Origin of the sequence: Streptomyces sp. NPDC001663 (assembly GCF_042893105.1) — a bacterium.
Classification (GTDB): Bacteria; Actinomycetota; Actinomycetes; order Streptomycetales; family Streptomycetaceae; genus Streptomyces.
Genome location: NZ_JBIAUR010000004.1, coordinates 565598 through 590983, shown reverse-complemented (window position 1 = coordinate 590983; position 25386 = coordinate 565598). Strand labels below are relative to the sequence as shown.

General features: G+C 70.2%; 21 protein-coding genes, 1 pseudogene and 1 riboswitch. Of the genes and pseudogenes, 13 read left to right on the top strand and 9 right to left on the bottom strand.

Annotation, left to right across the window (positions count from 1 at the left end; genetic code table 11):
- Positions 1-92 precede the first annotated feature (92 nt).
- The 3 genes from ACFY1L_RS16500 to ACFY1L_RS16490 are packed head-to-tail and all read left to right on the top strand — an operon-like array spanning position 93 to position 2873.
- Entirely contained in the window at positions 93-908 is an 816-nt protein-coding gene (locus tag ACFY1L_RS16500; protein ID WP_388823857.1) for an ABC transporter ATP-binding protein, read from the top strand.
- A complete protein-coding gene (locus ACFY1L_RS16495; protein WP_388823855.1) occupies positions 898-1761 on the top strand; it encodes an ABC transporter permease in 864 nt (287 codons plus the stop codon). The genes ACFY1L_RS16500 and ACFY1L_RS16495 overlap by 11 nt, the downstream gene beginning before the upstream one ends.
- A gap of 59 nt (positions 1762-1820) precedes the next feature.
- Positions 1821-2873 (top strand): ABC transporter substrate-binding protein, encoded by a 1053-nt coding sequence (locus ACFY1L_RS16490; protein WP_388823853.1) that lies wholly within the window; start codon positions 1821-1823, stop codon positions 2871-2873.
- Positions 2874-2925: 52 nt separating this feature from the next.
- On the opposite strand, the gene ACFY1L_RS16485 is transcribed toward ACFY1L_RS16490, so the two are convergent.
- From ACFY1L_RS16485 to ACFY1L_RS16470, 4 genes are all read right to left on the bottom strand, one after another.
- Complete coding sequence (locus ACFY1L_RS16485) at positions 2926-3606, bottom strand: response regulator (RefSeq protein WP_388823851.1); 681 nt, start codon at positions 3604-3606, stop codon at positions 2926-2928.
- Positions 3603-5273: an ATP-binding protein gene (locus tag ACFY1L_RS16480; protein ID WP_388823849.1), complete on the bottom strand. Its 1671-nt coding sequence runs from the start codon at positions 5271-5273 to the stop codon at positions 3603-3605. The genes ACFY1L_RS16485 and ACFY1L_RS16480 overlap by 4 nt, the downstream gene beginning before the upstream one ends.
- Positions 5274-5374: 101 nt before the next feature.
- A complete protein-coding gene (locus ACFY1L_RS16475) occupies positions 5375-6316 on the bottom strand; it encodes a sucrase ferredoxin (protein WP_388823848.1) in 942 nt (313 codons plus the stop codon).
- Positions 6317-6370: 54 nt separating this feature from the next.
- Positions 6371-7627, bottom strand: a complete 1257-nt coding sequence (locus tag ACFY1L_RS16470; RefSeq protein WP_388823846.1) for a citrate synthase — start codon at positions 7625-7627, stop codon at positions 6371-6373.
- 109 nt (positions 7628-7736) lie between these two features.
- On the opposite strand from ACFY1L_RS16470, the gene ACFY1L_RS16465 reads away from it, so the two are divergent.
- On the top strand, positions 7737-8903 hold the full coding sequence (locus ACFY1L_RS16465; RefSeq protein ID WP_388823844.1) for a citrate synthase/methylcitrate synthase: 1167 nt from the start codon (positions 7737-7739) through the stop codon (positions 8901-8903).
- A gap of 107 nt (positions 8904-9010) precedes the next feature.
- Here the strand turns inward: ACFY1L_RS16465 and ACFY1L_RS16460 are convergent, their stop codons facing one another.
- The 3 genes and pseudogenes from ACFY1L_RS16460 to ACFY1L_RS16450 all read right to left on the bottom strand — a co-directional run bounded on the left by ACFY1L_RS16460 (position 9011) and on the right by ACFY1L_RS16450 (position 10433).
- Positions 9011-9199, bottom strand: a complete 189-nt coding sequence (locus tag ACFY1L_RS16460; RefSeq protein WP_388824029.1) for a hypothetical protein — start codon at positions 9197-9199, stop codon at positions 9011-9013.
- Between the two features lie 177 nt (positions 9200-9376).
- Positions 9377-9607: pseudogene (locus ACFY1L_RS16455) on the bottom strand (hypothetical protein); the annotation flags it as partial.
- 268 nt (positions 9608-9875) lie between these two features.
- Complete coding sequence (locus ACFY1L_RS16450) at positions 9876-10433, bottom strand: DUF6082 family protein (protein ID WP_388823842.1); 558 nt, start codon at positions 10431-10433, stop codon at positions 9876-9878.
- Between the two features lie 321 nt (positions 10434-10754).
- Between ACFY1L_RS16450 and ACFY1L_RS16445 the strand changes: the two genes are divergently transcribed.
- Positions 10755-11831 carry a CobW family GTP-binding protein gene (locus tag ACFY1L_RS16445; protein WP_388823840.1) on the top strand — a complete coding sequence of 359 codons (1077 nt, stop codon included), beginning with the start codon at positions 10755-10757 and terminating at the stop codon, positions 11829-11831.
- On the opposite strand, the gene ACFY1L_RS16440 is transcribed toward ACFY1L_RS16445, so the two are convergent.
- Positions 11828-14284 carry a DNA topoisomerase (ATP-hydrolyzing) subunit A gene (locus ACFY1L_RS16440; protein ID WP_388823838.1) on the bottom strand — a complete coding sequence of 819 codons (2457 nt, stop codon included), beginning with the start codon at positions 14282-14284 and terminating at the stop codon, positions 11828-11830. The genes ACFY1L_RS16445 and ACFY1L_RS16440 overlap by 4 nt on opposite strands.
- Positions 14285-14528: 244 nt before the next feature.
- On the opposite strand from ACFY1L_RS16440, the gene ACFY1L_RS16435 reads away from it, so the two are divergent.
- From ACFY1L_RS16435 to ACFY1L_RS16420, 4 genes are all read left to right on the top strand, one after another.
- Positions 14529-15923, top strand: coding sequence for a M16 family metallopeptidase (locus ACFY1L_RS16435; RefSeq protein WP_388823836.1), 1395 nt, complete (start codon positions 14529-14531; stop codon positions 15921-15923).
- Positions 15920-17308 carry a M16 family metallopeptidase gene (locus tag ACFY1L_RS16430; protein WP_388823834.1) on the top strand — a complete coding sequence of 463 codons (1389 nt, stop codon included), beginning with the start codon at positions 15920-15922 and terminating at the stop codon, positions 17306-17308. Before ACFY1L_RS16435 ends, ACFY1L_RS16430 begins: the two co-directional genes overlap by 4 nt.
- Positions 17309-17521: 213 nt before the next feature.
- A riboswitch (cyclic di-AMP (ydaO/yuaA leader) is annotated at positions 17522-17685 on the top strand.
- 13 nt (positions 17686-17698) lie between these two features.
- Entirely contained in the window at positions 17699-18463 is a 765-nt protein-coding gene (locus ACFY1L_RS16425) for a M23 family metallopeptidase (RefSeq protein ID WP_388823832.1), read from the top strand.
- 187 nt (positions 18464-18650) lie between these two features.
- Positions 18651-19343, top strand: coding sequence for a GntR family transcriptional regulator (locus tag ACFY1L_RS16420; protein WP_388823830.1), 693 nt, complete (start codon positions 18651-18653; stop codon positions 19341-19343).
- A 139-nt stretch (positions 19344-19482) separates the two neighbouring features.
- Here ACFY1L_RS16420 and ACFY1L_RS16415 read toward each other — a convergent pair whose 3' ends face one another.
- The gene (locus ACFY1L_RS16415; protein WP_067441040.1) at positions 19483-19764 is read right to left on the bottom strand and encodes an HPr family phosphocarrier protein; all 282 of its coding nucleotides are present in this window, start codon (positions 19762-19764) and stop codon (positions 19483-19485) included.
- 209 nt (positions 19765-19973) lie between these two features.
- Between ACFY1L_RS16415 and ACFY1L_RS16410 the strand changes: the two genes are divergently transcribed.
- From ACFY1L_RS16410 to ACFY1L_RS16395, 4 genes are all read left to right on the top strand, one after another.
- Positions 19974-22811: a GNAT family N-acetyltransferase gene (locus ACFY1L_RS16410; RefSeq protein ID WP_388823828.1), complete on the top strand. Its 2838-nt coding sequence runs from the start codon at positions 19974-19976 to the stop codon at positions 22809-22811.
- Between the two features lie 55 nt (positions 22812-22866).
- Entirely contained in the window at positions 22867-23463 is a 597-nt protein-coding gene (locus ACFY1L_RS16405; RefSeq protein ID WP_388824027.1) for a DUF5998 family protein, read from the top strand.
- On the top strand, positions 23463-24656 hold the full coding sequence (locus tag ACFY1L_RS16400) for an alkaline phosphatase family protein (RefSeq protein ID WP_388823826.1): 1194 nt from the start codon (positions 23463-23465) through the stop codon (positions 24654-24656). The genes ACFY1L_RS16405 and ACFY1L_RS16400 overlap by 1 nt, the downstream gene beginning before the upstream one ends.
- 62 nt (positions 24657-24718) lie before the next feature.
- On the top strand, positions 24719-25366 hold the full coding sequence (locus tag ACFY1L_RS16395) for a thymidine kinase (protein WP_361270284.1): 648 nt from the start codon (positions 24719-24721) through the stop codon (positions 25364-25366).
- The last annotated feature ends 20 nt before the right edge of the window (positions 25367-25386 follow it).

Below are 25386 nucleotides of genomic sequence, written 5' to 3'. Positions count from 1 at the left end.
AAAACGAGCACAAAAGGCTGTTGCAAGCAAAAGAACGGCATGCGCCCAGAAGGCTGATGCTGTGGCCCGCGCCACTTCTACCGTCCCGGGCCATGAGCGCAGACACCAGCCCCGCCATCCAGCTGCGGGGCGCGAGCAAGATCTTCAAGACCCCGTCGGGGGGTCTGCACACGGCCGTCAGGGAGCTGGACCTCACGGTCGGGCGCGGGGAGTTCGTGGCCGTCGTCGGGCCGACCGGCTGCGGCAAGTCGACCACGTTGACGCTGGTCAGCGGGTTGGAGGAGCCCACCGAGGGCGAGGTACTGGTCGCCGGGGAGCCGGTCCGCGGCGTCGGCGACAAGGTCGGTTTCGTCTTCCAGCAGGACGCCACCTTCCCTTGGCGCACGGTTCTGTCCAATGTCATGGCCGGCCCGCGCTTTCGGGGCGTGCCCAAGGCTGAGGCGAAGCAGAAGGCGCGTGAATGGCTGGCTCGCGTCGGGCTCGCCGCCTTCGAGGACCGCTATCCGCACCAGCTCTCCGGCGGCCAGCGCAAGCGCGTCGCGCTCGCCGCGACCTTCGTCAACGACCCCGAGATCCTGCTGATGGACGAGCCGTTCTCCGCGCTCGACGTGCAGACCAGGGCGCTGATGTCGGACGAGCTGCTGGAGCTGTGGGCAGGTACCGGCGCCTCCGTCGTGTTCGTCACGCACGACCTGGAGGAGTCGATCGCGCTGGCCGACAAGGTCGTCGTCATGACGGCCGGGCCCGCCACCGTCAAGCAGGTCTTCGACATCGACCTGCCGCGGCCGCGCAAGGTCGAATCGGTGCGCCTGGAGCCGCGGTTCATCGAGATCTACCGCGAGATCTGGGAGTCCCTCGGCGAAGAGGTCCGGATCACCCGTGAGAGGGGTGCCGCCAATGTCGCATGAGGTCCTCAGTACGCCGGTCGTCGACACCGCCAAGGCGCCGGACCGCGCCCACTCACGCGCGCGTGCCGCCCGTAGACGCAAGATCGTTGTTTCGGCCGCCCGCGTGCTGCTTCTGGTCGCCGTCCTCGGCATGTGGGAGGCGCTCTCCCGGGCCAAGGTCATCGATCCGTTCAACTTCTCGATGCCCTCGAAGATCTGGGACCAGATCTACACCTGGGTGACACACGGGACCGCCATCGGCTCCCTGGGCGAGCAGATCTGGTACACGCTGTACGAGGCGCTGCTCGGCTGGGTCTTCGGTGTGATCGCCGGTGTCGTGTTCGGCATCACCCTTGGCCGGATCACCTTTCTCGCCGATGTCCTTGGTCCATACATCAAGGTGCTCAACTCGATACCCAGGATCGTCCTTGCTCCGATCTTCATGATCTGGTTCGGACTCGGCCCCGCCTCCAAGGTGGCGTCGGCGGTCGTCCTGGTCTTCTTCCCGGTCTTCTTCAACGCCTTCCAAGGCGCCCGCGAGGTCGACCGCAACCTCGTCGCCAACGCCCGGATCCTCGGTGCGAGCGACCGCAGGGTGACGCTTCAGGTGGTCATCCCCTCCGCAACGTCGTGGATCTTCACCAGCCTCCACGTCAGCTTCGGCTTCGCCCTCATCGGCGCCATCGTCGGCGAGTACATCGGGGCCACCAAGGGCGTCGGCCTGCTCATCGCGCAGTCGCAGGGCACCTTCAACACGGCCGGTGTGTACGCGGCGATGGTCATCCTCGCCGTCGTGGCACTCACCGCCGAGGGGCTGCTCACCTTCGCCGAGCGCCGCATCTTCCGGTGGAAACCGGCCGGTTCCGACAGCTGAACCCCGCCGATCCACCGCTCATCTCCCCGCACCGCCTTCTCACAAGGACGTGAACCGCCATGCGCAAGTCCGCCAGATACACCACCCTGGCCGCCGCCGGCCTGCTCGCCCTCTCCTCCCTCACCGCCTGCGCCAATGACGCGGCCAGCACCGCCTCCACCAGCAAGGGGGACGGCAAGGGTACGAAGGTCAAGATCATGGTCGGTGGCCTGGACAAGGTCATCTACCTGCCCGCAATGCTCGCCCAGCGGCTCGGTTACTTCGACGCCGAGGGCCTCGACGTGGAGCTGCTGAGCGAGCCCGCCGGCGTCCAGGCCGAGACCGCGCTGGTCTCCGGTCAGGTCCAGGGAGCCGTCGGCTTCTACGACCACACGCTCGACCTGCAGACCAAGGGCAAGGCCGTGGAGTCCGTCGTGCAGTTCTCGCAGGCGCCCGGAGAGGTGGAGATCGTCTCCACCAAGGCGGCGGGCGACATCACGTCACCCAAGGATTTCAAGGGCAAGAAGCTCGGCATCACCGGTCTCGGTTCGTCGACCGACTTCCTCACCAAGTACCTCGCCGTCAAGAACGGGGTGAACGTCAGCGAGTTCACGCCGGTCGCCGTCGGCGCGGGACCGACGTTCATCTCGGCGCTCCAGAAGGGCGCCATCGACGGCGGCATGACGACCGACCCGACCGTCGCCACGATCCTGGACAAGAAGGCGGGCAAGGTCCTGCTCGACATGCGGACTCCGGAGGGTTCCCAGGAGGCGCTCGGCGGCCCTTACCCGTCGTCAAGCCTGTACATGCAGACGGACTGGGTCAACAGTCACAAGGACACCGTCCAGAAGTTGGCCAATGCATTCGTCAAGACGCTCAACTGGATGTCCACCCACAGCTCCACCGAGATCGCCGACAAGATGCCTGCCGACTACTCCCAGGGCAACAAGGTCCTCTACGCCGCGGCCATCGAGAGCACACTGCCGATGTTCACCAAGGACGGCGTCATGCCCAAGGAAGGCCCCGAGACCGTCGAGAAGGTGCTCAAGGCGTTCAACCCCAACATCAAGAACGCCAAGGTGGATCTGAGCAAGACGTTCACCACCGAGTTCGTGGAGAAGGCCGCGGGCTGAATCCGTATCCATGAGGGGGTACGGCCTTCCCCCGCCCCCACCGGCCGTGCCCTCAGGCGCGGGTCGCCCACACGTAGCGGTGTTCAGGGCGGCCCGCGTCGCCGTATTTGAGGGTGAGACGGGCCCGGCCAGTGCGCTCCAGGAGTTTCAGATAGCGCTGGGCGGTCTGTCGGCTCACCCCCGTCCGGTCGGCGATCTCCTGGGCCGACAGCGGGCCTTCGGCACTCATCAGGGACTGGCGTACGAGCTCCGCGGTGGTGGGCGAGTGTCCCTTCGGCAGCCCCGGCTCCGAAGAGGCGGACAGGGCACCGAAGATGCGGTCCACCTCGGCCTGCTCCGCCTCGCCGCCGCCGTCGAGCTTGCGGCGCAGCTCCGCATACGCCTCCAGCTTGCTGCGCAGACCCGCGAACGCGAATGGCTTGACCAGGTACTGCAGCGCGCCGTGCCGCATCGCGGCCTGCACCGTCGACACGTCACGCGCCGCCGTCACCATGATCACGTCGGTCTGGTGGCCGCGGCGGCGCATCTCCTGAACGACCGCCAGGCCCGTCTCGTCGGGCAGATAGTGGTCCATCAGGACGAGGTCCAGGCGGGCCAGCGTCTCCACCTGACGCAGCGCCTCGGCGGCGCTGTGCGCCTCGCCCGCGACGTGGAAACCCGGCACCTTCTCCACGTAGGCGGCGTTGACCTGCGCGACCCTGGTGTCGTCGTCCACGACCAGGACCTCGATCATCGCGACTCCTCCTTGACGGGGGTGTCCCCGGTTGCGGTCAGGGCCGGTTCCGGCGCCGACTCGGTCAGTGCCTCGGGCAGGACGACGGTGAACTGCGCGCCGCCGCCCTCGGCTTCGCCCACGGTTGCGCTGCCGCCCTGCCGTTCGGCGAGCCTGCGCACCAGGGAGAGCCCGATGCCACGCTTCCCGTGCGCCGGCGGCTCCTTCGTGGACCACCCCTCGGTGAAGACCAACTCGCGCTGCTCCGGGGGGATTCCGGGCCCCGTGTCGCGCACCCTGAGGACAGCGGTACGTCCTTCGGCGTGCAACTCGACCTCCACGCGCGCGTGCGGCGTGCCCGCGACCGCGTCGAGGGCGTTGTCCACCAGGTTCCCGACGACCGTGACGAGCCCCCTGGGGTCGATCAACCGGTCCGGGAGCCGCGTCCGGTCCGAGACCCACAGGGCGACGGCGCGCTCGGCCGCGACCGTCGCCTTGCCGACCAGCAGCGCGGCGAGGAGCGGGTCCTGGATCTTCTCGGTGACCTGTTCCGCGGTGGCCCGATGGTCGCCGACCACCTCCCCGACGAAGTCCACGGCGTCGTCGTACATCTCCAGTTCGAGCAGTCCCAGGAGGGTGTGCATACGGTTGGCGTGCTCGTGGTCCTGGGCGCGCAGGGCGTCGATCAGGCCGCGGGTCGAGTCGAGCTCCCGGCCGAGCTGCTCCAGCTCGGTGCGGTCGCGCAGCGTGGCGACGGCGCCGCCGTCGTCGGTGGGCATGCGGTTGGCGACCAGGACGCGCTGGCCGCGGACCGTGAGCAGATCGGTGCCCGTCACGCGGCCGGCCAGTATGTCGGCCGTACGGCCCTCGCCGAGCGCCTCGTCGGGGGACCGGCCGACGGCCTCGTCGTCGATGCCCAGCAGACGGTGCGCCTCGTCGTTCAGCAGGCGGATGCGGCCGGCGCGGTCCAGGGCGACGACGCCCTCCCGGATGCCGTGCAGCATTGCCTCGCGCTCTGCGAGCAGCGCCGAGATGTCCGAGAAGGCCAGGTCACGGGTCTGTCGCTGGACCCGCCGGGAGATGACCCAGGCGGCCAGCGCACCGACGGCCAGCGCGCCGCCGGCGTACGCGAGCAGTTCCGGGATCGCGCCGATCAGCTCGGCACGGACGCTGTCGTACTTGATCCCGACCGAGACCGCCCCGATGATCTGGCCCTCGGTGTCGCGCAGCGGCACCTTGCCGCGGGCCGAGCGGCCCAGGGTGCCGCTGTCGATCTCCATGACCTGATTGCCGGCGAGGGCCTCCGTGGGGTCGGTCGAGACGTTCCGGCCGATCTCCGAGGGGTCCGTGTGCGACCAGCGCACGCCCCGCCAGTCCAGCACCACGATGTACTCGGCATGCGTGGCCTTGCGGATCCGCTCCGCCTCCTTCTGGACCGGTCCGTCGACGGTCGGGGCGGTGTTCTGGACGTCCTTCGCGATCTGCGGCTGCTCCGCAGTGGTCTGCGCGATGGCCAGGGCCCGGCGCATCGCCTCGTTGTCGAGCTGTTTGCTCAGCGGTGCCAGGAACAGCCCGGTCGCGAGCACCGCGACTCCCGCGGCGATCACCACCTGCATCAGCAGCACCTGCGAGAACACCCGCTTCGGCAGACCGAGGCGCAGGCGGCGTGCGGGGGGAGTGGGGCTCATACCCACGACGGTACGTGGGCGTGCCGGAACTGCCGTAGGGGGTGTGGCATGGATCTCTTGATCAATGCTGAGTGCGCAGGTCGGTGCATTGATCGACCGGGTCAACTCGCGAGTGCGGTCGTCCTCGACTCGTGCACCGCCACCACGTCCATGCGCGCCGGGGAACCCAGGACCGACGTCCCGCAGCTCTCCGGACGGGGCGGCAGCGCCGTGGCCTGTGCCACCGTGACGCGCCATCGGCGTCCGTCCGCGTGGGCGACGGTCACCTCCCAGCGCGGTGCCGCGCCGTCCGTCCGTACGACACTCAGGGCTTCCGCCGAGTATTCGCGCGTGGCGGCGCGCACGGCCAGCTCGGCCGCCTGGCCGGGCCGCTCCCAGGCGGAGCTCCCGCGGCAGCCCTCCACGACGATCCGCCCCTCCTGGACACGGTGCAGGACCTCCTTGACCGCGTGGGTCTCGGCGCGGCCATACGCGTATCCGAACGGCAGGACGAGCAGCGTGGGCGAGAAGCGATGACCACCCAGATGGGTGACCTCCCAGACGCCCTTCGCCCCGGAGGCGGCGAGCTCGGCCGCGAGCGGCCGGCCGAGCAGCGCGCAGCAGCGGTCGCGCTTGCCGTTGGTGCAGACGAGCGCGAGCGGATCTCCCGTGTGCGCTCGTCCTCCGAGCGCCGAGTCGAAGGTCTGGTGCTCGCCCCTGCCGAGCGCGGCGAAGTCGAGGCCGAGCAGTTGCCGGGGGTCGCAGGTCGTGGCGGCGCGCAGCCACGACCTGCCGGGCATGGTGTGGGCCGCGTACACCTGGCGCACGGTGGGCGCCCCGGAGTCGGCGTGCCGTCCGGGGCGGCGGATGAGCGCGATGCGTACGCCCGTGCCCTTGGCGGCCGCCTCCAGGGCGCGGCCGAGTGCCGGATCCAGGTGGCTCGACGTCAGCGCCCTGGCGCCCCAGGGGCCGGGCTGCTCCAGCAGCAGCCAGGTCCGCGCGGTGGCCGCGGTTCCCGCAAGGGGCTCGTCGAGCTCCTGGGAGACAGTTGAGCACGTACTCACAGAGGTGAGCCTAACCTGACTTGGCTCGACGCGACTTCCGGTCGCCCTGGTGTCCTACTCCGGCAGTGGCTGGGGCGGCTTGGGCCCGACGTAGTGTCCGCTCGGCCGCATGCGCAGCGGGCGTTCCCCGTACTCCTCGAGCGCATGGGCGATCCAGCCCGCCGTACGGGCCACGGCGAAGATCGTCTCGCCTGCCGTGGCGGGCATGCCGGCGGACGCGGTGAACACGGCCAGGGCAAGGTCGACGTTCGCGTGCAGCGGCGTGTGGCGGGCGGTGGTGGCGACGATGTCGCGGGCCGCGGCGAGGGCGGGCGCGGCGCGGGGGATCTCCTCCAGGAGGCCGAACAGGACACGCGCGCGTGGGTCCTCGCCCGGGTAGAGCCGGTGGCCGAGTCCCGGGATGCGACGACCGGCCCGCAGTTCGTCCGCGATCACGGGGGCCGCGTCGCCCTCGTCCAGCACGTCGAGCAGCAGCCGGTGGGCGAGCCCGCTGGCCGCTCCGTGCAGCGGGCCCTCGAGCACGCCGAGCCCGGCGGAGACGGCCGCGTAGGCGTGCGCCCGGGCCGACGCGGCGACGCGCACCGCGAGGGTCGAGGCGGCCAGGTCGTGATCGACGAGGAGCGCGAGCGCGGTGTCCAGTGCACGCAGCGACGCCTCGTCGGGGTCCCGGCTGCTCAGCCGCGTCCACAGGCGGAGAGCCAGCGGGCCCTCGTCGCTGCGGCGGTGGCCCCTCTGCGGCAGGGCGACGACCAGGGTGGGGATGAGGGTGCGCGCGGTACCGAGCACGGCTTCCTCGGACAGGTCGAAGCGCAGCGGGTCCGCGACCGCGGCCGCGATCGCCGCGACGCGCAACCGGTCGGTGGGGCCGGTGTGTTCGGGCAGTGCGTCCACCGCGCGGCGGGCCACGGCGACGGAGGCCTTCGGTGCGGTGAAGGCGATGCCGGGGCGCAGCCGGCCCGTCCACAGCCACTCCGCGACCTCTTCGTAGGAGTGCCGGGTGGCCAGTTCGGTGGCGTCGACGCCCCGGAAGTAGTAGCGGTCCTTCTCGATGAGGGTGATGCGGGTGCGCACGGACAACTCGCCGCCCGAGGTCGAACTCCCGCTGCTCTCACGCCTGTTGCGCCGGGCGAGTGCCTCCACCTCCTTGGCGTCGAAGGTGCTGCCCCGGCCGCCGGGCACACGTCGGCTGCCGAGCTGGCCGCGGCTCACGTACGCGTACACGGTCTCGGGCTTCACGCCCAGCAGTTCGGCGGCTTCCTTGGTGGTCAGCCTCCGGTCGGCGTGGTCGGCGGAGGCGTCTTGATCGCGCATGGGATCACCGTATCGGCAGTAAGACGTATGGATTGAATGCATTGATCTAATCAATATTGACAGAGCCAGAGTCAATCATGGACATTCGAATCAAGTCCAGGGAGGAATCATGTCCATCAACAGGTCAGCAGCCGTCACCCTCGACGTACCGCGGGGGCTCGCCGGTGTCGTCGTCACCGACACCGAGATCGGGGACGTCCGAGGGCTCGAGGGCTTCTACCACTACCGTCAGTACTCGGCCGTCGAACTCGCGCAGACCCGCAGCTTCGAGGACGTCTGGTACCTCCTGGTCCACGGCGAGCTGCCGGACGCGGGGCAGCGGGCGGCCTTCGTCGCCGAGACGGCGGCCCTCCGGCGGCTGCCCGACGAGGTACGTGCGGCGCTGCCCGCCGTCGCGGCGGCCAGCAGGCGGTCCGGCCCGCTGGCGGGCATGCGCACCGCACTGTCGCTGCTCGGCGCGGCGAAGGGCTTCCGGCCGGTGTACGACATCGGCGCGGCCGACCGGCGCCGGGACACCCTCGTGGCGGCCGCGGCCGTACCGACACTCCTCACGGCACTGCACCGGCTGGGCCGGGGCCTCGAGCCGGTGGAACCCCGGGACGACCTCTCCTGCGCGGCCAACTACCTCTACATGCTGACGGGTTCGGAGCCGGACCCGAAGCGGGCCCGGGCGATCGAGCAGTACTTGATCTCAACCATTGATCACGGCTTCAATGCATCAACATTCACGGCGCGGGTCATCACGTCGACGGGAGCCGACGTGGCCGCCTGCCTCGTCGGGGCCGTGGGGGCGCTCTCGGGTCCGCTGCACGGCGGTGCGCCCAGCCGCGCGCTGGACACGCTGGACGCCATCGGTACGCGCGACCGCATCGACCCCTGGATCCGCGAACGCGTCCTCGCCGGCGACCGCATCATGGGCTTCGGTCATCCCATCTACCGCACGGAGGACCCGCGTTCACGGATGCTCCGCGAGCTGGCGCAGAGCTTCGGCGGCCCGCGCGTCGAGTTCGCCGTGGAGGTCGAGCGCCACGTCGAGTCGATCCTCACGGAGCTGAAGCCCGGCCGCGAACTGCACACGAACGTCGAGTTCTACGCCGGCGTGGTCATGGAACTGTGCGGTCTGCCCCGAGAGATGTTCACCCCGACGTTCGCGGCGGCGCGGGTGGTGGGCTGGAGCGCGAACATCCTGGAGCAGGCGGAGGATTCGAAGATCATCAGGCCGGTGGCGCGGTATGTGGGGCCGGGGGCGCCGGTGGCGGTGCCGGCGATGGCCTGAAGTGTGCAGGGGTCCGGGCACTCTGAGGACTCTGTCCTGGGCCTGGCGTGCAAAAGGGCTCGGCACTGTCTCGTGCCGAGCCCAGGATGGCGTGACGGGGGACGTGATCAGGCGTCGGGGATGTCCTTCTTCGCCTCGATCAAGGTTTCCCGGCTGATGACGACGATGCGCTCGTAGTCTGCGCGGGAAGCGTCGGCGGGCAGTTCCCCGTCGAGCGCTTCGGTGGCCTCTGCGCCGATGACGGCGAAGTCGCCGTTACTGAGTTCGAAGATGTCCGGGCAGGTTCCTGCACTCATGCTCGGTGATGACTGGCGTTGCCGGGGCGGCGTGCCGAGGCGTCGTACGATTTCGACCTGTTCCACCTGGTCCTGGCCTCTCCTGTTTACAGGTGTGGGCGCTGGCCTGGCGTCGTCAGCCTGTGCAAGTCCGGCGCGGAGCCGTGCCGTGGACATGCGAGAGCTTCCGACGCCAAGGGGAATGTCGGTTTTAGCGTGAATCAGGGTTTCGCGCGTGACCACGACGATGCGGTCGTCCTTGGTCAGGGGCGTACCGGCTGGAAGTCGGGCATCCAGTCCGTTCGTGGCATCGGTTCCGATGACGGCGAAGTTGCCGTCGGCCAACTCGAAGATGTCCGGGCAATTCTGTCCGGTCACGCTTCCCCGAGCTTTCGGAGGAGCGCCTAGCCGACGGATGATCTGACTCACTGTTGAAATTCCCCTTGGTCTCAAGGCCTGGGCGCCTGCGCGCTGCGCGGTGCGATGCGACCCTGTGGGGCCGTTGCCTCGACGACCGAGCGGCATGGAGCGACGGTTCAATGGGGGTCGACCCTTGACGCGATCGCGGAGCAGTCAACCCTGTTGGCACCAGGGGAAACGCGCGAATTTGCCAGTTCGTTATCGCCCGACTGTGTGATGCATCCGGAATGGCGCATCGAGGGACGGAACTTGCCGCCCGATGGTGCGTCCGGCAGGCCTAGTCGGCGGGGGGTTCGCCGACCACCCACCACTCGTCGCTGTCCGTCTCCTCGAGTTGCTGCAGGAGATCGTCAACCATTTGTCCAAGTTCCGCTTCCTCGGATGTGTCGATCAGTGTGGCCCGATGAGGTCGAGTCGCGTACCAGTACTCCCTGAAGATTGGATTCTGCAGGGCGCCGCGGACAAATCCGAAGAATTCAGCACGGCTGATGTTGCCGATGCGGTAGTAGCAGAGAGCGTTGGTGTAAAGGGCGTTGGCGAAGAGGAACTGACGCTGCTTCTTGGCGGAGACCGGCTCCTCGTAGGTGTCGAGCACCTCGGCGAGTTCGGGGTCGTCCATGGCCTTGCTCAGTAGTTCCCAGTGCAGGCGCTGCTGCTGAGCGATGTTGACGTCGCGTTGGGCCTGTGCAGACTGCTCCAGATGCTCCACACGTGCGCGTAGCGAGTCGATGACCTGTCGCTGCGCGGCCAAGGCTCCCAGCGCTCCCGACGCCAGGCCCAAGCCTGCCGCGGCGATCGCCCCCCATCCACGTGCTCCGCGCTTCTGTGTGGCCATGTCAACCCCCGAATCAGGCGTCCGTCCGCCGGTCGTCGGGGTGCGGGTCGACTGATGGGGACCGGCGAGCGGTGGGCGGCGCTTGCCGTCTCCCAGGGTGCCGAGCGGCTCTGATCGGCAGGGAGGCGGAGAGGAGGCGCACGGAGGGATGCGAGGGTCGCACACTCCGGCGCCTTGCCCAACGTCTGCCCCGCAAGTGCAGCTAACAATCGTTCACTTCGCAGTGATTCTTCCGGCTCGTATCCTGGTTCGGCATTCAATCCTCGTACGTGCGCCGGGCTCGCGATCCGGTGCACGCGTCGGTGTCAGAGAGGTCGCACGTTGAGCCAGCCGAGCCCCAGCCTTCGGCAGATCCCGGTCGTCGTCCTCGCCGGTTTTCTCGGTTCCGGCAAGACCACCCTCCTCAACCACCTCCTCCACCGCAGCGGAGGCAGCCGTATCGGGGCCATCGTCAATGACTTCGGTGCCATCGAGATCGATGCCATGGCCGTCGCGGGTGCGCTCGGCGACTCCACCGTGTCGCTCGGGAACGGCTGTCTGTGCTGTGCCGTCGACGCGAGCGAGCTCGATCTGTATCTCGAACGGCTCGCCCGGCCCGCCGCCGGCATCGACGTCATCGTCATCGAGGCGAGCGGGCTGGCCGAACCCCAGGAACTCGTCCGCATGCTGCTCGCCAGCGAACATCCGGGGATCGTGTACGGCGGCCTCGTCGAGGTGGTCGACGCCGCCGAGTTCGACGACACCCGCGCGAAGCATCCCGAGGTCGACCGGCATCTCGCCCTCGCCGACCTGGTCGTCGTCAACAAGCTCGACCGGGCCGGCGACGGCGAGCGGGTCCTCGGGCTGGTGCGGTCCCTCGTCGACCGTGCCGCCGTCGTGCCCGCCTCCTACGGCCGTATCGACCCCGAGTTCCTCTTCGACTGCAGGCCGAGCGAGGAGCGCATCGGGCAGCTGTCCTTCGACGACCTGCACGACCACGATCACGACAGTGACAGCGCGCACGACCACGACGGCCACCTCCACGCCGCGTACGACAGCCTCTCCTTCGCCACCGAAACGCCCATGGATCCGCGCCGGTTGATGGAGTTCCTCGACAGCCGACCCGAGGGGCTGTACCGGATCAAGGGGTACGTCGACTTCGGGGCGCACGACGTCCGCAACCGCTACGCCGTGCATGCCGTGGGGCGCTTCCTGCGGTTCTATCCGGAGCCCTGGGCAGGCGGCGACGCGCGCCTGACCCAGCTTGTCCTCATCGGCTCCGGCATCGATGCGCCCGCGCTCGGCAAGGAACTGGAGGCGTGCAAGAGCGACGCCCCGCACACCGTCGACGAGCACGGCATGTGGGGCGTCCTGCGCTACGTACAGGATCCGGACGAGGATCCCGTGGAGCCCGCCTAGACAGGTCCGGCCACCACCGACACCGTCTTCGCCAGGGACACGCCCGAGCCGTCGCGGCGGGGGTCGATCTCGGGGAGGTCGGCCGGGGTGCCGTTCTTCTGCGCCGCCTTGGCCGGGACGGCGCCCGCCCAGGCCAGGGACAGGCAGTCCTCGCCCTTCAGGAACCGCTGGCAGCGCACACCGCCGGTGGCGCGACCCTTGCGCGGGTACTGGTCGAACGGGGTCAGCTTGGCCGTCGTCTGGACCGAGTCGTCGAGCGTGCCGCGCGAGCCCGCGACCGTGAACACGACCGCTTCGGCCGCCGGGTCCACCGCCGTGAAGGAGATCACCTTCGCGCCCTCGGTGAGCTTGATGCCCGCCATGCCGCCCGCCGGACGGCCCTGGGGACGGACCTGCGAGGCCTGGTAGCGCAGCAGTTGGGCGTCGTCCGTGATGAAGACGAGGTCCTCCTCACCGGTGCGCAGCTCCACCGCGCCGACGATCCGGTCGCCCTCCTTGAGCGTGATGACCTCCAGCTCCTCCTTGTTGGACGGGTAGTCGGGCACCACACGCTTGACGACGCCCTGTTCGGTGCCGAGGGCGAGGCCGGGGGAGGACTCGTCGAGGGTGATCAGGCAGACCGCCGTCTCGTCGTCCTCCAGGGAGAGGAACTCCGAGAGGGGGGCACCGCCCGAGAGGTTCGGCGCCGATGCCGTGTCCGGCAGCTGCGGGAGGTCGACGACGTTGATCCGCAGCAGCCGGCCGGACGAGGTGACCGCGCCGATCTCGCCGCGCGCCGTCGCCGGGACCGCCGAGACGATCACGTCGTGCTTCACACGCTTGGCGCGGGCGTCCTCCGGGAAGGGCTCGCCGTTGGCCGTACGGGCCAGCAGACCCGTGGAGGACAGCAGGACCCGGCACGGGTCGTCCGCGACCTGCAGCGGTACGGCGGCCGCGGGAGCGCCCGACGCCTCCAGCAGGACCGTACGCCGCTCGGTGCCGAACTTCTTTGCCACCGCGGCCAGTTCGGAGGAGACCAGCTTGCGCAGCTCCGCGTCCGACTCGAGGATCCGGGTCAGCTCCGCGATCTCCGCGTTGAGCCTGTCCTTCTCCGACTCCAGCTCGATGCGGTCGTACTTGGTGAGACGGCGCAGCGGCGTGTCGAGGATGTACTGGGTCTGGATCTCCGACAGGGAGAAGCGCTCCATCAGGCGCTCCTTAGCCTGCGCGCTGTTCTCGCTGGAGCGGATCAGGCGGATGACCTCGTCGATGTCGACGAGCGCGGTCAGCAGGCCCTCCACCAGGTGCAGCCGGTCGCGGCGCTTGGTGCGGCGGAACTCGCTGCGGCGGCGCACGACCTCGAAGCGGTGGTCGAGGTAGACCTCGAGGAGCTCCTTGAGGCCGAGCGTGAGCGGCTGGCCGTCGACCAGCGCCACGTTGTTGATGCCGAAGGACTCCTCCATCGGCGTCAGCTTGTAGAGCTGCTCCAGAACGGCCTCGGGCACGAAGCCGTTCTTGATCTCGATGACCAGGCGCAGGCCGTGCGCGCGGTCGGTGAGGTCCTTGACGTCGGCGATGCCCTGGATCTTCTTGGAGCCGACCAGGTCCTTGATCTTGGCGATCACCTTCTCCGGGCCGACCGTGAAGGGCAGTTCGGTGATGACCAGGCCCTTGCGGCGGGCGGTGACGGTCTCGACCTCGACCGTGGCCCGGATCTTGAACGTGCCGCGGCCCGTCTCGTACGCGTCCCTGATGCCGGAGAGGCCGACGATCCGGCCGCCGGTGGGCAGGTCGGGGCCCGGGACGTGCTTCATCAGGGTGTCCAGATCCGCGTTCGGGTAGCGGATCAGGTGGCGGGCGGCCGCGATGACCTCGGAGAGGTTGTGCGGGGGCATGTTCGTCGCCATGCCGACCGCGATGCCCGAGGAGCCGTTCACCAGCAGGTTCGGGAACGCGGCGGGCAGCGCCACCGGCTCCTGCTCCTGGCCGTCGTAGTTGGGCGCGAAGTCGACCGTGTCCTCGTCGATCGACTCCGTCATCAGGCTCGTCGCCTGGGCCTGGCGGCACTCGGTGTACCGCATGGCGGCCGGCGGGTCGTCGTTGCCCAGCGAGCCGAAGTTGCCGTGCCCGTCGACGAGCGGTACGCGCATGGAGAACGGCTGGGCCATGCGCACCAGGGCGTCGTAGATCGACGCGTCGCCGTGCGGGTGCAACTTACCCATGACCTCGCCGACCACGCGCGCGCACTTCACGTACCCGCGGTCGGGGCGCAGCCCCATCTCGTTCATCTGGTAGACGATGCGGCGGTGCACCGGCTTGAGGCCGTCGCGGGCGTCGGGCAGGGCTCGGGAGTAGATGACCGAGTACGCGTACTCGAGGAAGGAGCCCTGCATCTCGTCGACGACGTCGATGTCGAGGATCCGCTCCTCGAACGAGTCGTCGGGCGGCGGGGTCTTCGTGCTGCGGCGGGCCATCGCTGCCGGCTCCTTGCTGAAGCGTGAACGGGTTCTGACGCGACCATTGTGGACCGCGGCACTGACAACGCGGACGAGGACCTGGTGTCGGCCTCGGTTCCCGGCGTGGCCGAAGGCTACGCGATCCGCTGTGGGCGTACGTCCTGCGGGAACTTCGCCGAGGCCGCGCACGCTTGCATACAGTGGCAGGACCGGCAGGAAAACCGCGGTTTCAACCACCGCATCCGCGATCGAAGGGACGTACATGCCCATGGGTCACACGGCCACAGACCAGGCAGGCTCCGGAGGCCTGACAGCGACCGAGCACCGCCTGGCCAACGGCCTGCGCGTGGTGCTCTCCGAGGACCACCTGACCCCGGTCGCGGCGGTGTGCCTCTGGTACGACGTCGGTTCGCGCCACGAAGTCAAGGGACGCACCGGTCTGGCTCACCTTTTCGAGCACCTGATGTTCCAGGGCTCGGGACAGGTCAAGGGCAACGGGCACTTCGAACTGGTCCAGGGCGCGGGCGGTTCGCTCAACGGCACCACCAGCTTCGAGCGCACCAACTACTTCGAGACCATGCCCACGCACCAGCTGGAGCTCGCCCTCTGGCTGGAGGCCGACCGCATGGGCTCCCTGCTCGCCGCCCTCGACGACGAGTCCATGGAGAACCAGCGGGACGTCGTGAAGAACGAGCGCCGGCAGCGCTACGACAACGTGCCGTACGGCACGGCGTTCGAGAAGCTCACCGCCCTCGCCTACCCGGAGGGCCACCCCTACCACCACACCCCGATCGGCTCGATGGCCGACCTGGACGCGGCGACTCTGGAGGACGCGCGCGCGTTCTTCCGCACGTACTACGCGCCGGGCAACGCCGTCCTGTCGGTCGTCGGCGACATCGATCCGGAGCAGACGCTCGCCTGGATCGAGAAGTACTTCGGCTCCATCGCCGCGCACGACGGGAAGCCCGCGCCCCGCGACGGCTCCCTCCCGGACGTCATCGGTGAGCAGCTGCGCGAGGTCGTCGAGGAGGAGGTTCCCGCGCGCGCGTTGATGGCGGCCTACCGGCTTCCGCACGACGGCACGCGCGCGTGCGACGCGGCCGACCTCGCACTCACCGTCCTCGGCGGCGGCGAGTCCTCGCGCCTCTACAACCGGCTCGTACGGCGCGACCGTACGGCCGTCGCGGCCGGGTTCGGCCTGCTGCGGCTGGCCGGAGCGCCCTCTCTGGGCTGGCTGGACGTGAAGACCTCCGGTGACGTCGAGGTGCCGGTCATCGAGACCGCCATCGACGAGGAGCTCGCCCGGTTCGCCGAGGAGGGCCCCACGGCCGAGGAAATGGAGCGCGCCCAGGCCCAGTTGGAGCGCGAGTGGCTGGACCGGCTCGGCACGGTCGCGGGCCGCGCCGACGAACTGTGCCGGTTCGCCGTCCTGTTCGGCGACCCGCAGCTCGCCCTGACCGCCGTACAGCGCGTCCTGGAGGTGACGCCGGAGGAGGTCCAGGAGGTTGCCAAGGCCCGCCTGCGGCCCGACAACCGTGCGGTGCTGGTCTACGAGCCGGTCTCGGGAGAGATCGCCGAGGACGCGGACCCGCCCGAAGACCCCGAGGCCGAGGCCACGGTCGAAGCCGGCGACAACAACGAGGAGGCGGCCAAGTGACCGAGCTCGCCACGATGCAGTTCCACCCGCAGCCCCAGGCGGGCGAGGCCAAGCCGTGGGCCTTCCCGGCACCCGAGCGCGGCGCGCTCGACAACGGCCTGACCGTGCTGCGCTGCCACCGCCCCGGCCAGCAGGTCGTCGCCGTGGAGGTGCTCCTGGACGCGCCCCTGGACGCCGAACCGGCCGGCTTCGACGGCGTCGCCACGATCATGGCGCGCGCCTTCTCCGAAGGCACCGACAAGCACTCCGCCGAGGAGTTCGCCGCCGAGCTGGAGCGCTGCGGCGCCACCCTCGACTCGCACGCCGACCACCCCGGCGTCCGGATCAGCCTCGAAGTGCCGGCCTCCCGCCTCGGCAAGGCGCTCGGACTGCTCGCCGACGCCCTCAGGGCGCCCGCGTTCGCCGACAGCGAGGTCGAGCGGCTCGTCCGCAACCGCCTCGACGAGATCCCGCACGAGCTGGCCAACCCCTCCCGTCGCGCCGCCAAGGAGCTCTCCAAGGAGCTGTTCCCGACGACCTCGCGCATGTCCCGCCCGCGCCAGGGCACCGAGGAGACCGTCGAGAAGATCGACTCCGCGGCCGTACGGGCCTTCTACGACCGGCACGTCCGGCCCGCCACGGCCACCGCGGTCGTCGTCGGCGACCTCACCGGCATCGACCTGGACGCGCTGCTCGGCGAGACCCTCGGCGAGTGGACGGGCTCCAAGGCCGAACCCCGTCCCGTCCCGCCGGTGACCGCCGACGACAACGGGCGCGTCATCATCGTGGACCGTCCCGGCGCCGTACAGACGCAGCTGCTCATCGGCCGCGTCGGCCCCGACCGGCACGACCGCGTGTGGCCTGCGCAGGTCCTCGGCACGTACTGCCTGGGCGGCACCCTCACCTCCCGCCTGGACCGCGTCCTGCGCGAGGAGAAGGGCTACACCTACGGTGTGCGCGCGTTCGGCCAGGTCCTCAGGTCCGCGCCGGACGGCTCGGGCGCCTCGATGCTCGCCATCAGCGGCTCCGTCGACACCCCCAACACCGGCCCGGCACTTCAGGACCTGTGGACGGTGCTGCGCACGCTCGCCGAGGGCGGTCTCACCGACGCCGAGCGCGACGTCGCCGTACAGAACCTCGTCGGGGTGGCGCCGCTGAAGTACGAGACCGCGGCGGCCGTCGCGAGCACGCTGGCCGACCAGGTCGAGCAGCACCTGCCCGACGACTACCAGGCGACGCTGTACCAGCAGCTCGCCGCGACCGGCACCGTGGAGGCCACCGCGGCCGCCGTGAGCGCCTTCCCGGTGGACCGCCTGGTGACCGTCCTCGTCGGTGACGCGGCGCAGATCAAGGAGCCCGTCGAGGCCCTCGGCATCGGCCAAGTCACCGTCGTGGCAGCCGAGTAGAGCACTAGTCAGCTGCACGCGCGCGTGGGGGCCCTGGTGACTGATGAGTCACCAGGGCCCTCTTATGTCCGAATTGAAAGAGAATTGAAGGAGAGCTTCCTGTTTGCCCTGTGGGATGCGCTACAAAGACCCTGATCCGTTTGGGAATTGAAAGCGGCCCCGCTTAGCGTCGTCCGGGCTGTCCGTCAGGCACCGCGCCGCACCCGCGGCACCGGACAGCCATCGCCGAGTCCCCGTACGGCGCGAGCCAGGGGAGCCGGGGACCCATCGCAGTCCCTGGGGTGAATCGGACGCCCGCGCGCGCAGCGAGGGGGTCCGTAGGAGACCTTCCTGCTCCGAACCCGTCAGCTAACCCGGTAGGCGAGAAGGAAGGAAAGGACAAGCCACTACATGGCGTTCACCCGCGCCACCGGGAAGCACCGTCGTCCCAGCCGGACGCACCGCACCACCAAGCGCGCCGCCGGCGTCGCGGCCCTCGCCACCACCGGCGTCGTCGGTGCCCTGGCCGCCCCCGCACTCGCCGCCGAGACCTCTGTCGAGCAGACCGGCCTCACTCCCGTCATCACCATCGGCGACACGCTCGCCGACAAGATCGACGCCCAGGCCGATGCCCAGAAGCAGGCCGCCGAGGAGGCCGCGCTCAAGAAGGCGGCCGCGGAGGCCGCGCGCGAGAAGGCCGCCGCGAAGGCCAAGCAGGAGCGCGAGGCCAAGGAGCGTGCCGCCCGCGAGGCCGAACGCAAGCGCCTCAACACGTTCGTCGCGCCGATATCCAACTCGTACGTCTCGACGGGCTACAAGACCGGCGGCTCCCTGTGGTCCTCCGGCAGCCACACGGGCATCGACTTCCACGCCGCGAGCGGCACCACCGTCCACGCGGTGGGCTCCGGCACCGTCGTCGAGACCGGCTGGGGCGGGTCCTACGGCAACCAGATCGTGATCAAGATGAACGACGGCACGTACACCCAGTACGGCCACCTGTCGTCCATCGGTGTCTCGGTCGGCCAGCAGGTCACCCCGGGCCAGCAGATCGGCCTCTCCGGCGCGACCGGCAACGTCACCGGACCGCACCTGCACTTCGAGGCCCGTACGACCCCCGAGTACGGCTCGGACATCGACCCCGTCGCCTACCTGCGCTCGCACGGCGTGAACGTCTGACGACGGGCCGCAAGATCTCCTGAAACCCCGGCTCCCCGAGCCGGGGTTTCGTCGTTTCTGTCGCCTTGCTGTCCAAAAAATATCCATGGATTCCGGCCCGCCGTCGGAAATTCCGGCTCCGTGCAATAGAGTCACGGAACACACGTCAATCATCGACGTTTCACGGGGATTAAGTCGGAGGTCGGTCATGCGTATTCCGGCGCACTCGGTGTGCACGGCGATCCGGGACGACATCGTCGCCGGTGTCTACGAGCGCGGCAGCCGGCTCACCGAGGAACTGCTCGCGCGCCGCTACGGCGTCTCGCGCGTCCCCGTGCGCGAGGCCCTGCGCACCCTGGAGGCCGAGGGCTTCGTGGTGACCCGGCGGCACGCGGGCGCGTGCGTGGCGGAACCGACCGAGCAGGAGGCCGCCGACCTGCTGGAGATGCGCATGCTGCTGGAGCCGCTGGGCGCCTCCCGGGCCGCCCAGCGGCGCACCGAGGCCCACCTGAAGGTCCTGCGCGGTCTGGTCAGACTGGGCCAGGAGCGGGCCAGGAGGGGCAACAGCGAGGATCTGCGCTCCCTGGGGGGCTGGTTCCACGAGACGCTCGCCCAGGCCTCCGGCAGCCCCGCCCTGACCTCGATGCTGACCCAGCTGCGGCACAAGATCGCCTGGATGTACGCCGTGGAGGCGCCCGCCAACCCCGTGGAGTCCTGGGCGGAGCACGGCGCGATCGTCGACGCCGTGGCCCGCGGCGACAGTGAGCGCGCGCGGGCGGTGACGACGCTGCACACCGAGCGCTCGAGTGCGGTGCACCGGCTGCGCTTCGGCGGCCCGGACCGCGCGAACGGTGTGAGGAACTCGCAACATCCCGTAAACATGTCGAGCCTGCGGCATTAACACGGGCGCCGTATACAAAGAGAAGACAATTCGCGGGGGATTATTTCTGCTGCCCGCGACCGAGAATTCTGCAGTCCCGCCACGGGAAATGCGAAGGGCTCGCCCGATAATTCGGACGAGCCCTTCTGTGATGCCTTGATCAGACGGTCTCGGGGAGCTCCTCAAGGCCTTCGGAGACCAGCTTCGCCAGACGGTCGAGGGCGACGTCCGCACCCTCGGCGTCGGAGGCGAGGACGATCTCCTCGCCGCCCTGGGCGCCCAGGCCCAGGACCGCCAGCATGGAGGCCGCGTTGACGGGGTTGCCGTCGGCCTTGGCGATCGTCACCGGGATACCTGCGGCCGTGGCGGCCCGGACGAAGATGGAAGCGGGGCGGGCGTGGAGGCCCTCGGCCCAGCCGACGTTGACGCGGCGCTCAGCCATGTGATGCTGCCCTTCACTGTCTCAGGGTTGTCTAGACCAGTTTCCCACACGTGAAGCATGCCCGGAGCGGTCCTTCGTACCGTCCGGAGTGAGTGGTCGGACCGCGGCCTCGGCCCGACTCCCGTCCTCTTGCGTTCTCCACGGACTGCTGTGCGTTCTCCACAGACTGCCTCGCGCCGTTGTCGGACGCGAGCCGTACTCTGGGGCCCATGCAGACCTCGCCGGACCGGCACGAGTACCCCGCCCACTGGGAGGCCGACGTGGTGCTGCGCGACGGCGGCACTGCACGCATCCGGCCCATCACCGTTGATGACGCCGAGCGCCTGGTCAGCTTCTACGAGCAGGTGTCGGACGAGTCGAAGTACTACCGCTTCTTCGCGCCCTACCCGCGTCTGTCCGCAAAGGACGTCCACCGCTTCACGCACCACGACTTTGTGGACCGGGTGGGACTCGCGGCCACCATCGGCGGCGAGTTCATCGCCACCGTACGCTATGACCGCATCGGCGCCGATGGCATGCCCGCGTCGTCGCCCGCCGACGAGGCCGAGGTCGCCTTCCTCGTCCAGGACGCCCACCAGGGACGCGGCGTCGCCTCCGCCCTCCTCGAACACATCGGCGCGGTCGCCCGGGAGCGCGGCATCCGCCGCTTCGCCGCCGAGGTGCTGCCCGCCAACACCAAGATGATCAAGGTGTTCATGGACGCCGGGTACACCCAGAAGCGCAGCTTCGAGGACGGCGTCGTACGCCTGGAGTTCGACCTCGAACCCACCGACCGCTCGCTCGCCGTGCAGTACGCGCGCGAGCAACGGGCCGAGGCGCGGTCCGTGCAGCGGCTGCTGGTGCCCGGCTCGGTCGCCGTCGTCGGTACCGGCCGGACACCCGGGGGAGTGGGCCGCAGCATCCTCGACAACATCCGGGACGCCGGCTTCACCGGGCGGCTGTACGCCGTGAACAAGGCCCTCCCCGAGGACGTCAAGGAGCTCGACTCGGTTCCCGCGTACCGCTCGGTGCGGGACATCGACGGCCCCGTCGACCTCGCGGTCGTCGCCGTGCCGGCCGAGCACGTCCCCGAGGCCGTCACCGAGTGCGGCGAGCACGGCGTGCAGGGCATCGTCGTCGTCTCCGCGGGGTACGCCGAGAGCGGCCCCGACGGGCGCGAGCGCCAGCGCGAACTCGTCCGGCACGCGCGCACGTACGGCATGCGGATCATCGGGCCGAACGCCTTCGGGATCGTCAACACATCCCCCGGTGTACGGCTGAACGCCTCCCTCGCCCCCGAGATGCCGCGCCCCGGGCGGATCGGTCTGTTCGCCCAGTCCGGTGCCATCGGCATCGCGCTGCTGTCCCGGCTGCACCGGCGCGGCGGCGGCGTCACCGGGGTCACGGGCGTCTCCACCTTCGTGTCGTCCGGCAACCGCGCGGACGTGTCCGGCAACGACCTCATCCAGTACTGGTACGACGACCCGGACACCGACGTCGTCCTCATGTACCTCGAGTCCATCGGCAACCCGCGCAAGTTCACCCGCCTCGCGCGACGCACGGCCGCCGCGAAGCCGCTGGTCGTGGTCCAGGGCGCCGGCTCCGCCCCGCAGGGGCATGCCGTAAGAGCGACGCAGCTGCCGCACGCGACAGTGTCCGCGCTGCTCAGGCAGGCCGGGGTGATCCGCGTCGACACGATCACCGAGCTGGTCGACGCGGGGTTGCTGCTCGCCCGCCAGCCGCTGCCGACGGGACCCCGGGTGGCGATCCTGGGGAACTCCGAGTCGCTGGGGCTGCTGACGTACGACGCCTGTCTCTCCGAGGGGCTCAGGCCGCTCAGGCCGCTGGACCTGACGACCGGGGCCTCGGCCGAGGACTTCCACGCCGCGCTGCTGCGGGCGCTCGGGGACGACTCGTGCGACGCGGTGGTCGTCACCGCGATCCCGGCGATCGGTGAGGTGTCGCCCGGCGACGCGGAGCTGGCGGAGGCCCTGAGGTCGGCCGCGGAGGCCGTCCCCGGCAAGCCCGTCCTGGTGGTGCACGTGGAGCTCGGCGGGCTCGCGGAAGCACTGTCGGCCGCGGCGAGCACCGCACCCCAGGCCGGTTCGGGCCCACCCGCCGGCACCCGGCTCCGCCCCTCGCAGATGCTGCCCCCCACGACACCGGCGGCACAGCCGGGCCGCGCCGAGAGCGTCCCGTCCGAGTCCCGCCTCATTCCCGCCTACCCCGCCGCCGAGCGCGCCGTCCGCGCCCTCGCCGAAGCCGTCAAGTACGCCCAGTGGCGGCGCGACAGCGCCGACCCCGGCAAGGTGCCCGAGTACGAGGACATCGACGAGAAGGGCGCCGCGCAGCTCATCGACGGCATGCTCGCGCGCGGACAGGGCCTCACGCTCGGCACCGAGGAGACCTGCGAACTGCTCGGGCGGTACGGCATCGCCGTACGCAGAGCGGTCCCCGCGTTCACCCCCGACGACGCCGTCCGGGCCGCCGAGACCCTCGACTACCCCGTCGCCCTCAAGGCCACCGCCCCGCACCTGCGCCACCGCGCCGACCTGGGCGGCGTACGACTGGATCTCGCGGACGAGGAGCAACTGCGGCGGGCGTACGCCGAGTTGACCGAGCTGTTCGGAAAGCCGGAGGAGCTGCGGCCGGTCGTGCAGGGGATGGCACCGCGGGGCGTCGACACCGTCGTACGGGCCGTGATCGATCCGGCCGCCGGCGCGGTGCTCTCCTTCGGGCTCGCCGGAGCCGCCTCCCAGCTGCTCGGCGACATGGCGCACCGCCTGATCCCGGTCACCGACCGGGAGGCGACCTCCCTGATCCGGTCGATCCGGACGGCACCGCTCCTGTTCGGCTGGCGCGGCTCCACACCCGTCGACACCCCTGCGCTGGAAGAGCTGCTGCTGCGCGTCTCACGCCTGGTCGACGACCACCCGGAGGTCGTGGCGGTGACCCTGGAGCCGGTCGTCGTCGCACCGCGCGGTCTGAGCGTTCTCGGCGCCTCCGTGCGCCTCGCGCCCCCGCCCGCCCGCGACGACCTCGGCCCGCGCACACTTCCCGTCTACTGAGACGTGTACCGAGACAGCCATGAGCGGTGCCTCGCAGTCAGCGGGCCACCGTAGGATGGACGTCATGGCCAAGACCAGTACGACGACCCAGGGGCTGCGAGCGGCGATCGAGCGCAGCGGCTACTACCCGGCCCTCGTGGCCGAGGCGGTGGAGGCCGCCGTGGGCGGCGACTCCATCCGGTCGTACCTGGTCCACCAGGAGACGACGTTCGACCAGAACGAGGTGCGGCGGCACGTCACGGTGCTCGTCCTCACCGGCAACCGCTTCATCGTCAGCCACACCGACGAGCAGGCGGCCGACAGCACCTCCCCGACGCCGTACGCCACGACCTCGACGGAGTCCGTGAAGCTCGGCCGGATCTCGTCGGTCGTGGTCAGCCGCGTGGTCGCCAACCCGGAGCAGTACACGGTGGGCACGCTGCCCCGCGAGGTCGTCCTCACCATCGGCTGGGGCGCCGTCTCCCGCATCGACCTCGAGCCCGCCGCCTGCGGCGACCCCAACTGCGAGGCCGACCACGGGTACACGGGCAACTCCACGGCGGACGACCTCAGCCTGCGCGTCAGCGAGGCCGGCGACGGACCGGAGACGGTGCGCCAGGCCCTCGCCTTCGCCCAGTCGCTCTCCGAGGCGACCGCGGACACCACCCGATAATGGTCCACGCCGCCCCCTGGGACGCCCACCCCGAACCCCTCGCCGTCGACTCCGCACCGCTGCCCGAGTACGGCCGCGGCTCCCTCGCCGACCTCCTGCCGACCCTGGCCGCCGGCATGGGCGTGCCCGGCACGACGGCGGCGATCACCGAGCTGACCCCCGCCGACCGGAACTGCGTGTTCCTGATCGACGGCCTGGGCTGGGAACAGCTGAAGGAGCACCCGGACGAGGCGCCCTTCCTGCACGCCCTGATGAGCAGCTCGCGCGGTGGCACCGGCCGCCCGCTGACCACCGGCTACCCGGCGACGACCGCGACCTCCCTCGCCTCCGTCGGCACCGGCCTGCCGCCGGGCGCGCACGGCCTGCCCGGCTACACCGCGCGCAACCCGGAGACCGGCGAGCTGATGAACCAGCTGCGCTGGCAGCCGTGGACCTCGCCGCGCGCATGGCAGCCGTATCCCACCGTCTTCCAACTGGCCCATGACGCGGGTGTGCACGCCGCCCAGGTGTCGTCGCCGACCTTCGAGAACACCCCGCTGACCAAGGTCGCGCTCAGTGGCGGAACGTTTTACGGGCGGCTGTCCGGCGAGGACCGCATGGACCTCGCGGCCGAGCAACTGGCCGCCGGCGACCGCTCCTTGGTCTACACGTACTACGCCGAGCTCGACGGTGCCGGCCACCGCTTCGGCGTCGCCTCCGACACCTGGCGCGGCCAGCTCATGTACGTCGACCGGCTCGTCCAGCGCCTCGCCGAGCAACTCCCGCCGCGCACCGCGCTGTACGTCACCGCCGACCACGGCATGATCGACGTCCCCTTCGACGAGCAGCACCGCATCGACTTCGACGAGGACTGGGAGCTGCGCGCCGGGGTCGCTCTGCTCGGCGGCGAGGGCCGTGCCCGCCACGTGTACGCGGTGCCGGGCGCCGAGAGCGACGTACTGATCTGCTGGCGCGAGGTCCTCGGCGAGCAGTTCTGGGTGGCCTCGCGGGACGAGGCGATCGCGGCGGGCTGGTTCGGCCCGCACATCGACGACCGGGTGTACGCGCGCCTCGGCGACGTGATCGCGGCCGCGCGCGACGACGTCCTGATCATCGCCTCCGAGCGGGAGCCGAAGGAGTCGGCGATGGTCGGCAACCACGGTTCGATGACCCCTGCCGAACAGCTGGTCCCCCTGCTCGAAGTACGCTCCTGAAGCCCGCCCGTACCTGACGCCCCGCCCGTAGCCACTCCTTGCCGAAAGGTGCTCAACTCCCCATGCCCGAGCTGGTGTTCTTCTCCGGAACGATGGACTGCGGGAAGTCCACGCTGGCTCTCCAGATCGAGCACAACCGCTCGGCACGCGGACTGGCGGGCATGATCTTCACGCGCGACGACCGCGCGGGCGAGGGGAAGCTCTCCTCCCGCCTCGGCCTGGTGACGGACGCGGTGGAGGTCGAGGACGGCCAGGACCTCTACGTCTACCTCGTCGACCACCTCTCGCAGGGCGGCCGCGCGGACTACGTCATCGCCGACGAGGCGCAGTTCCTGGCGCCGGAGCAGATCGACCAACTCGCGCGCGTGGTCGACGACCTGGGCCTGGACGTCTACGCCTTCGGCATCACGACCGACTTCCGCTCCAAGCTCTTCCCGGGCTCCCAGCGCCTGGTCGAACTCGCCGACCGGGTAGAGGTGTTGCAGGTCGAGGCCCTGTGCTGGTGCGGTGCCCGCGCCACGCACAACGCACGCACGATAGGCGGCGCGATGGTCGTCGAGGGCGCCCAGGTGGTCGTCGGCGACGTCAACCAGGCGGACGCCATCGGCTACGAGGTCCTGTGCCGCCGCCATCACCGCCGCCGCATGACGGCGGCGTCGGCCCGGGCGGCGGCGCTGTCCCCGGACGTACTGCCGGTGTCGCAGGTCTAGGTAGCAGAGACCTTTCCGCG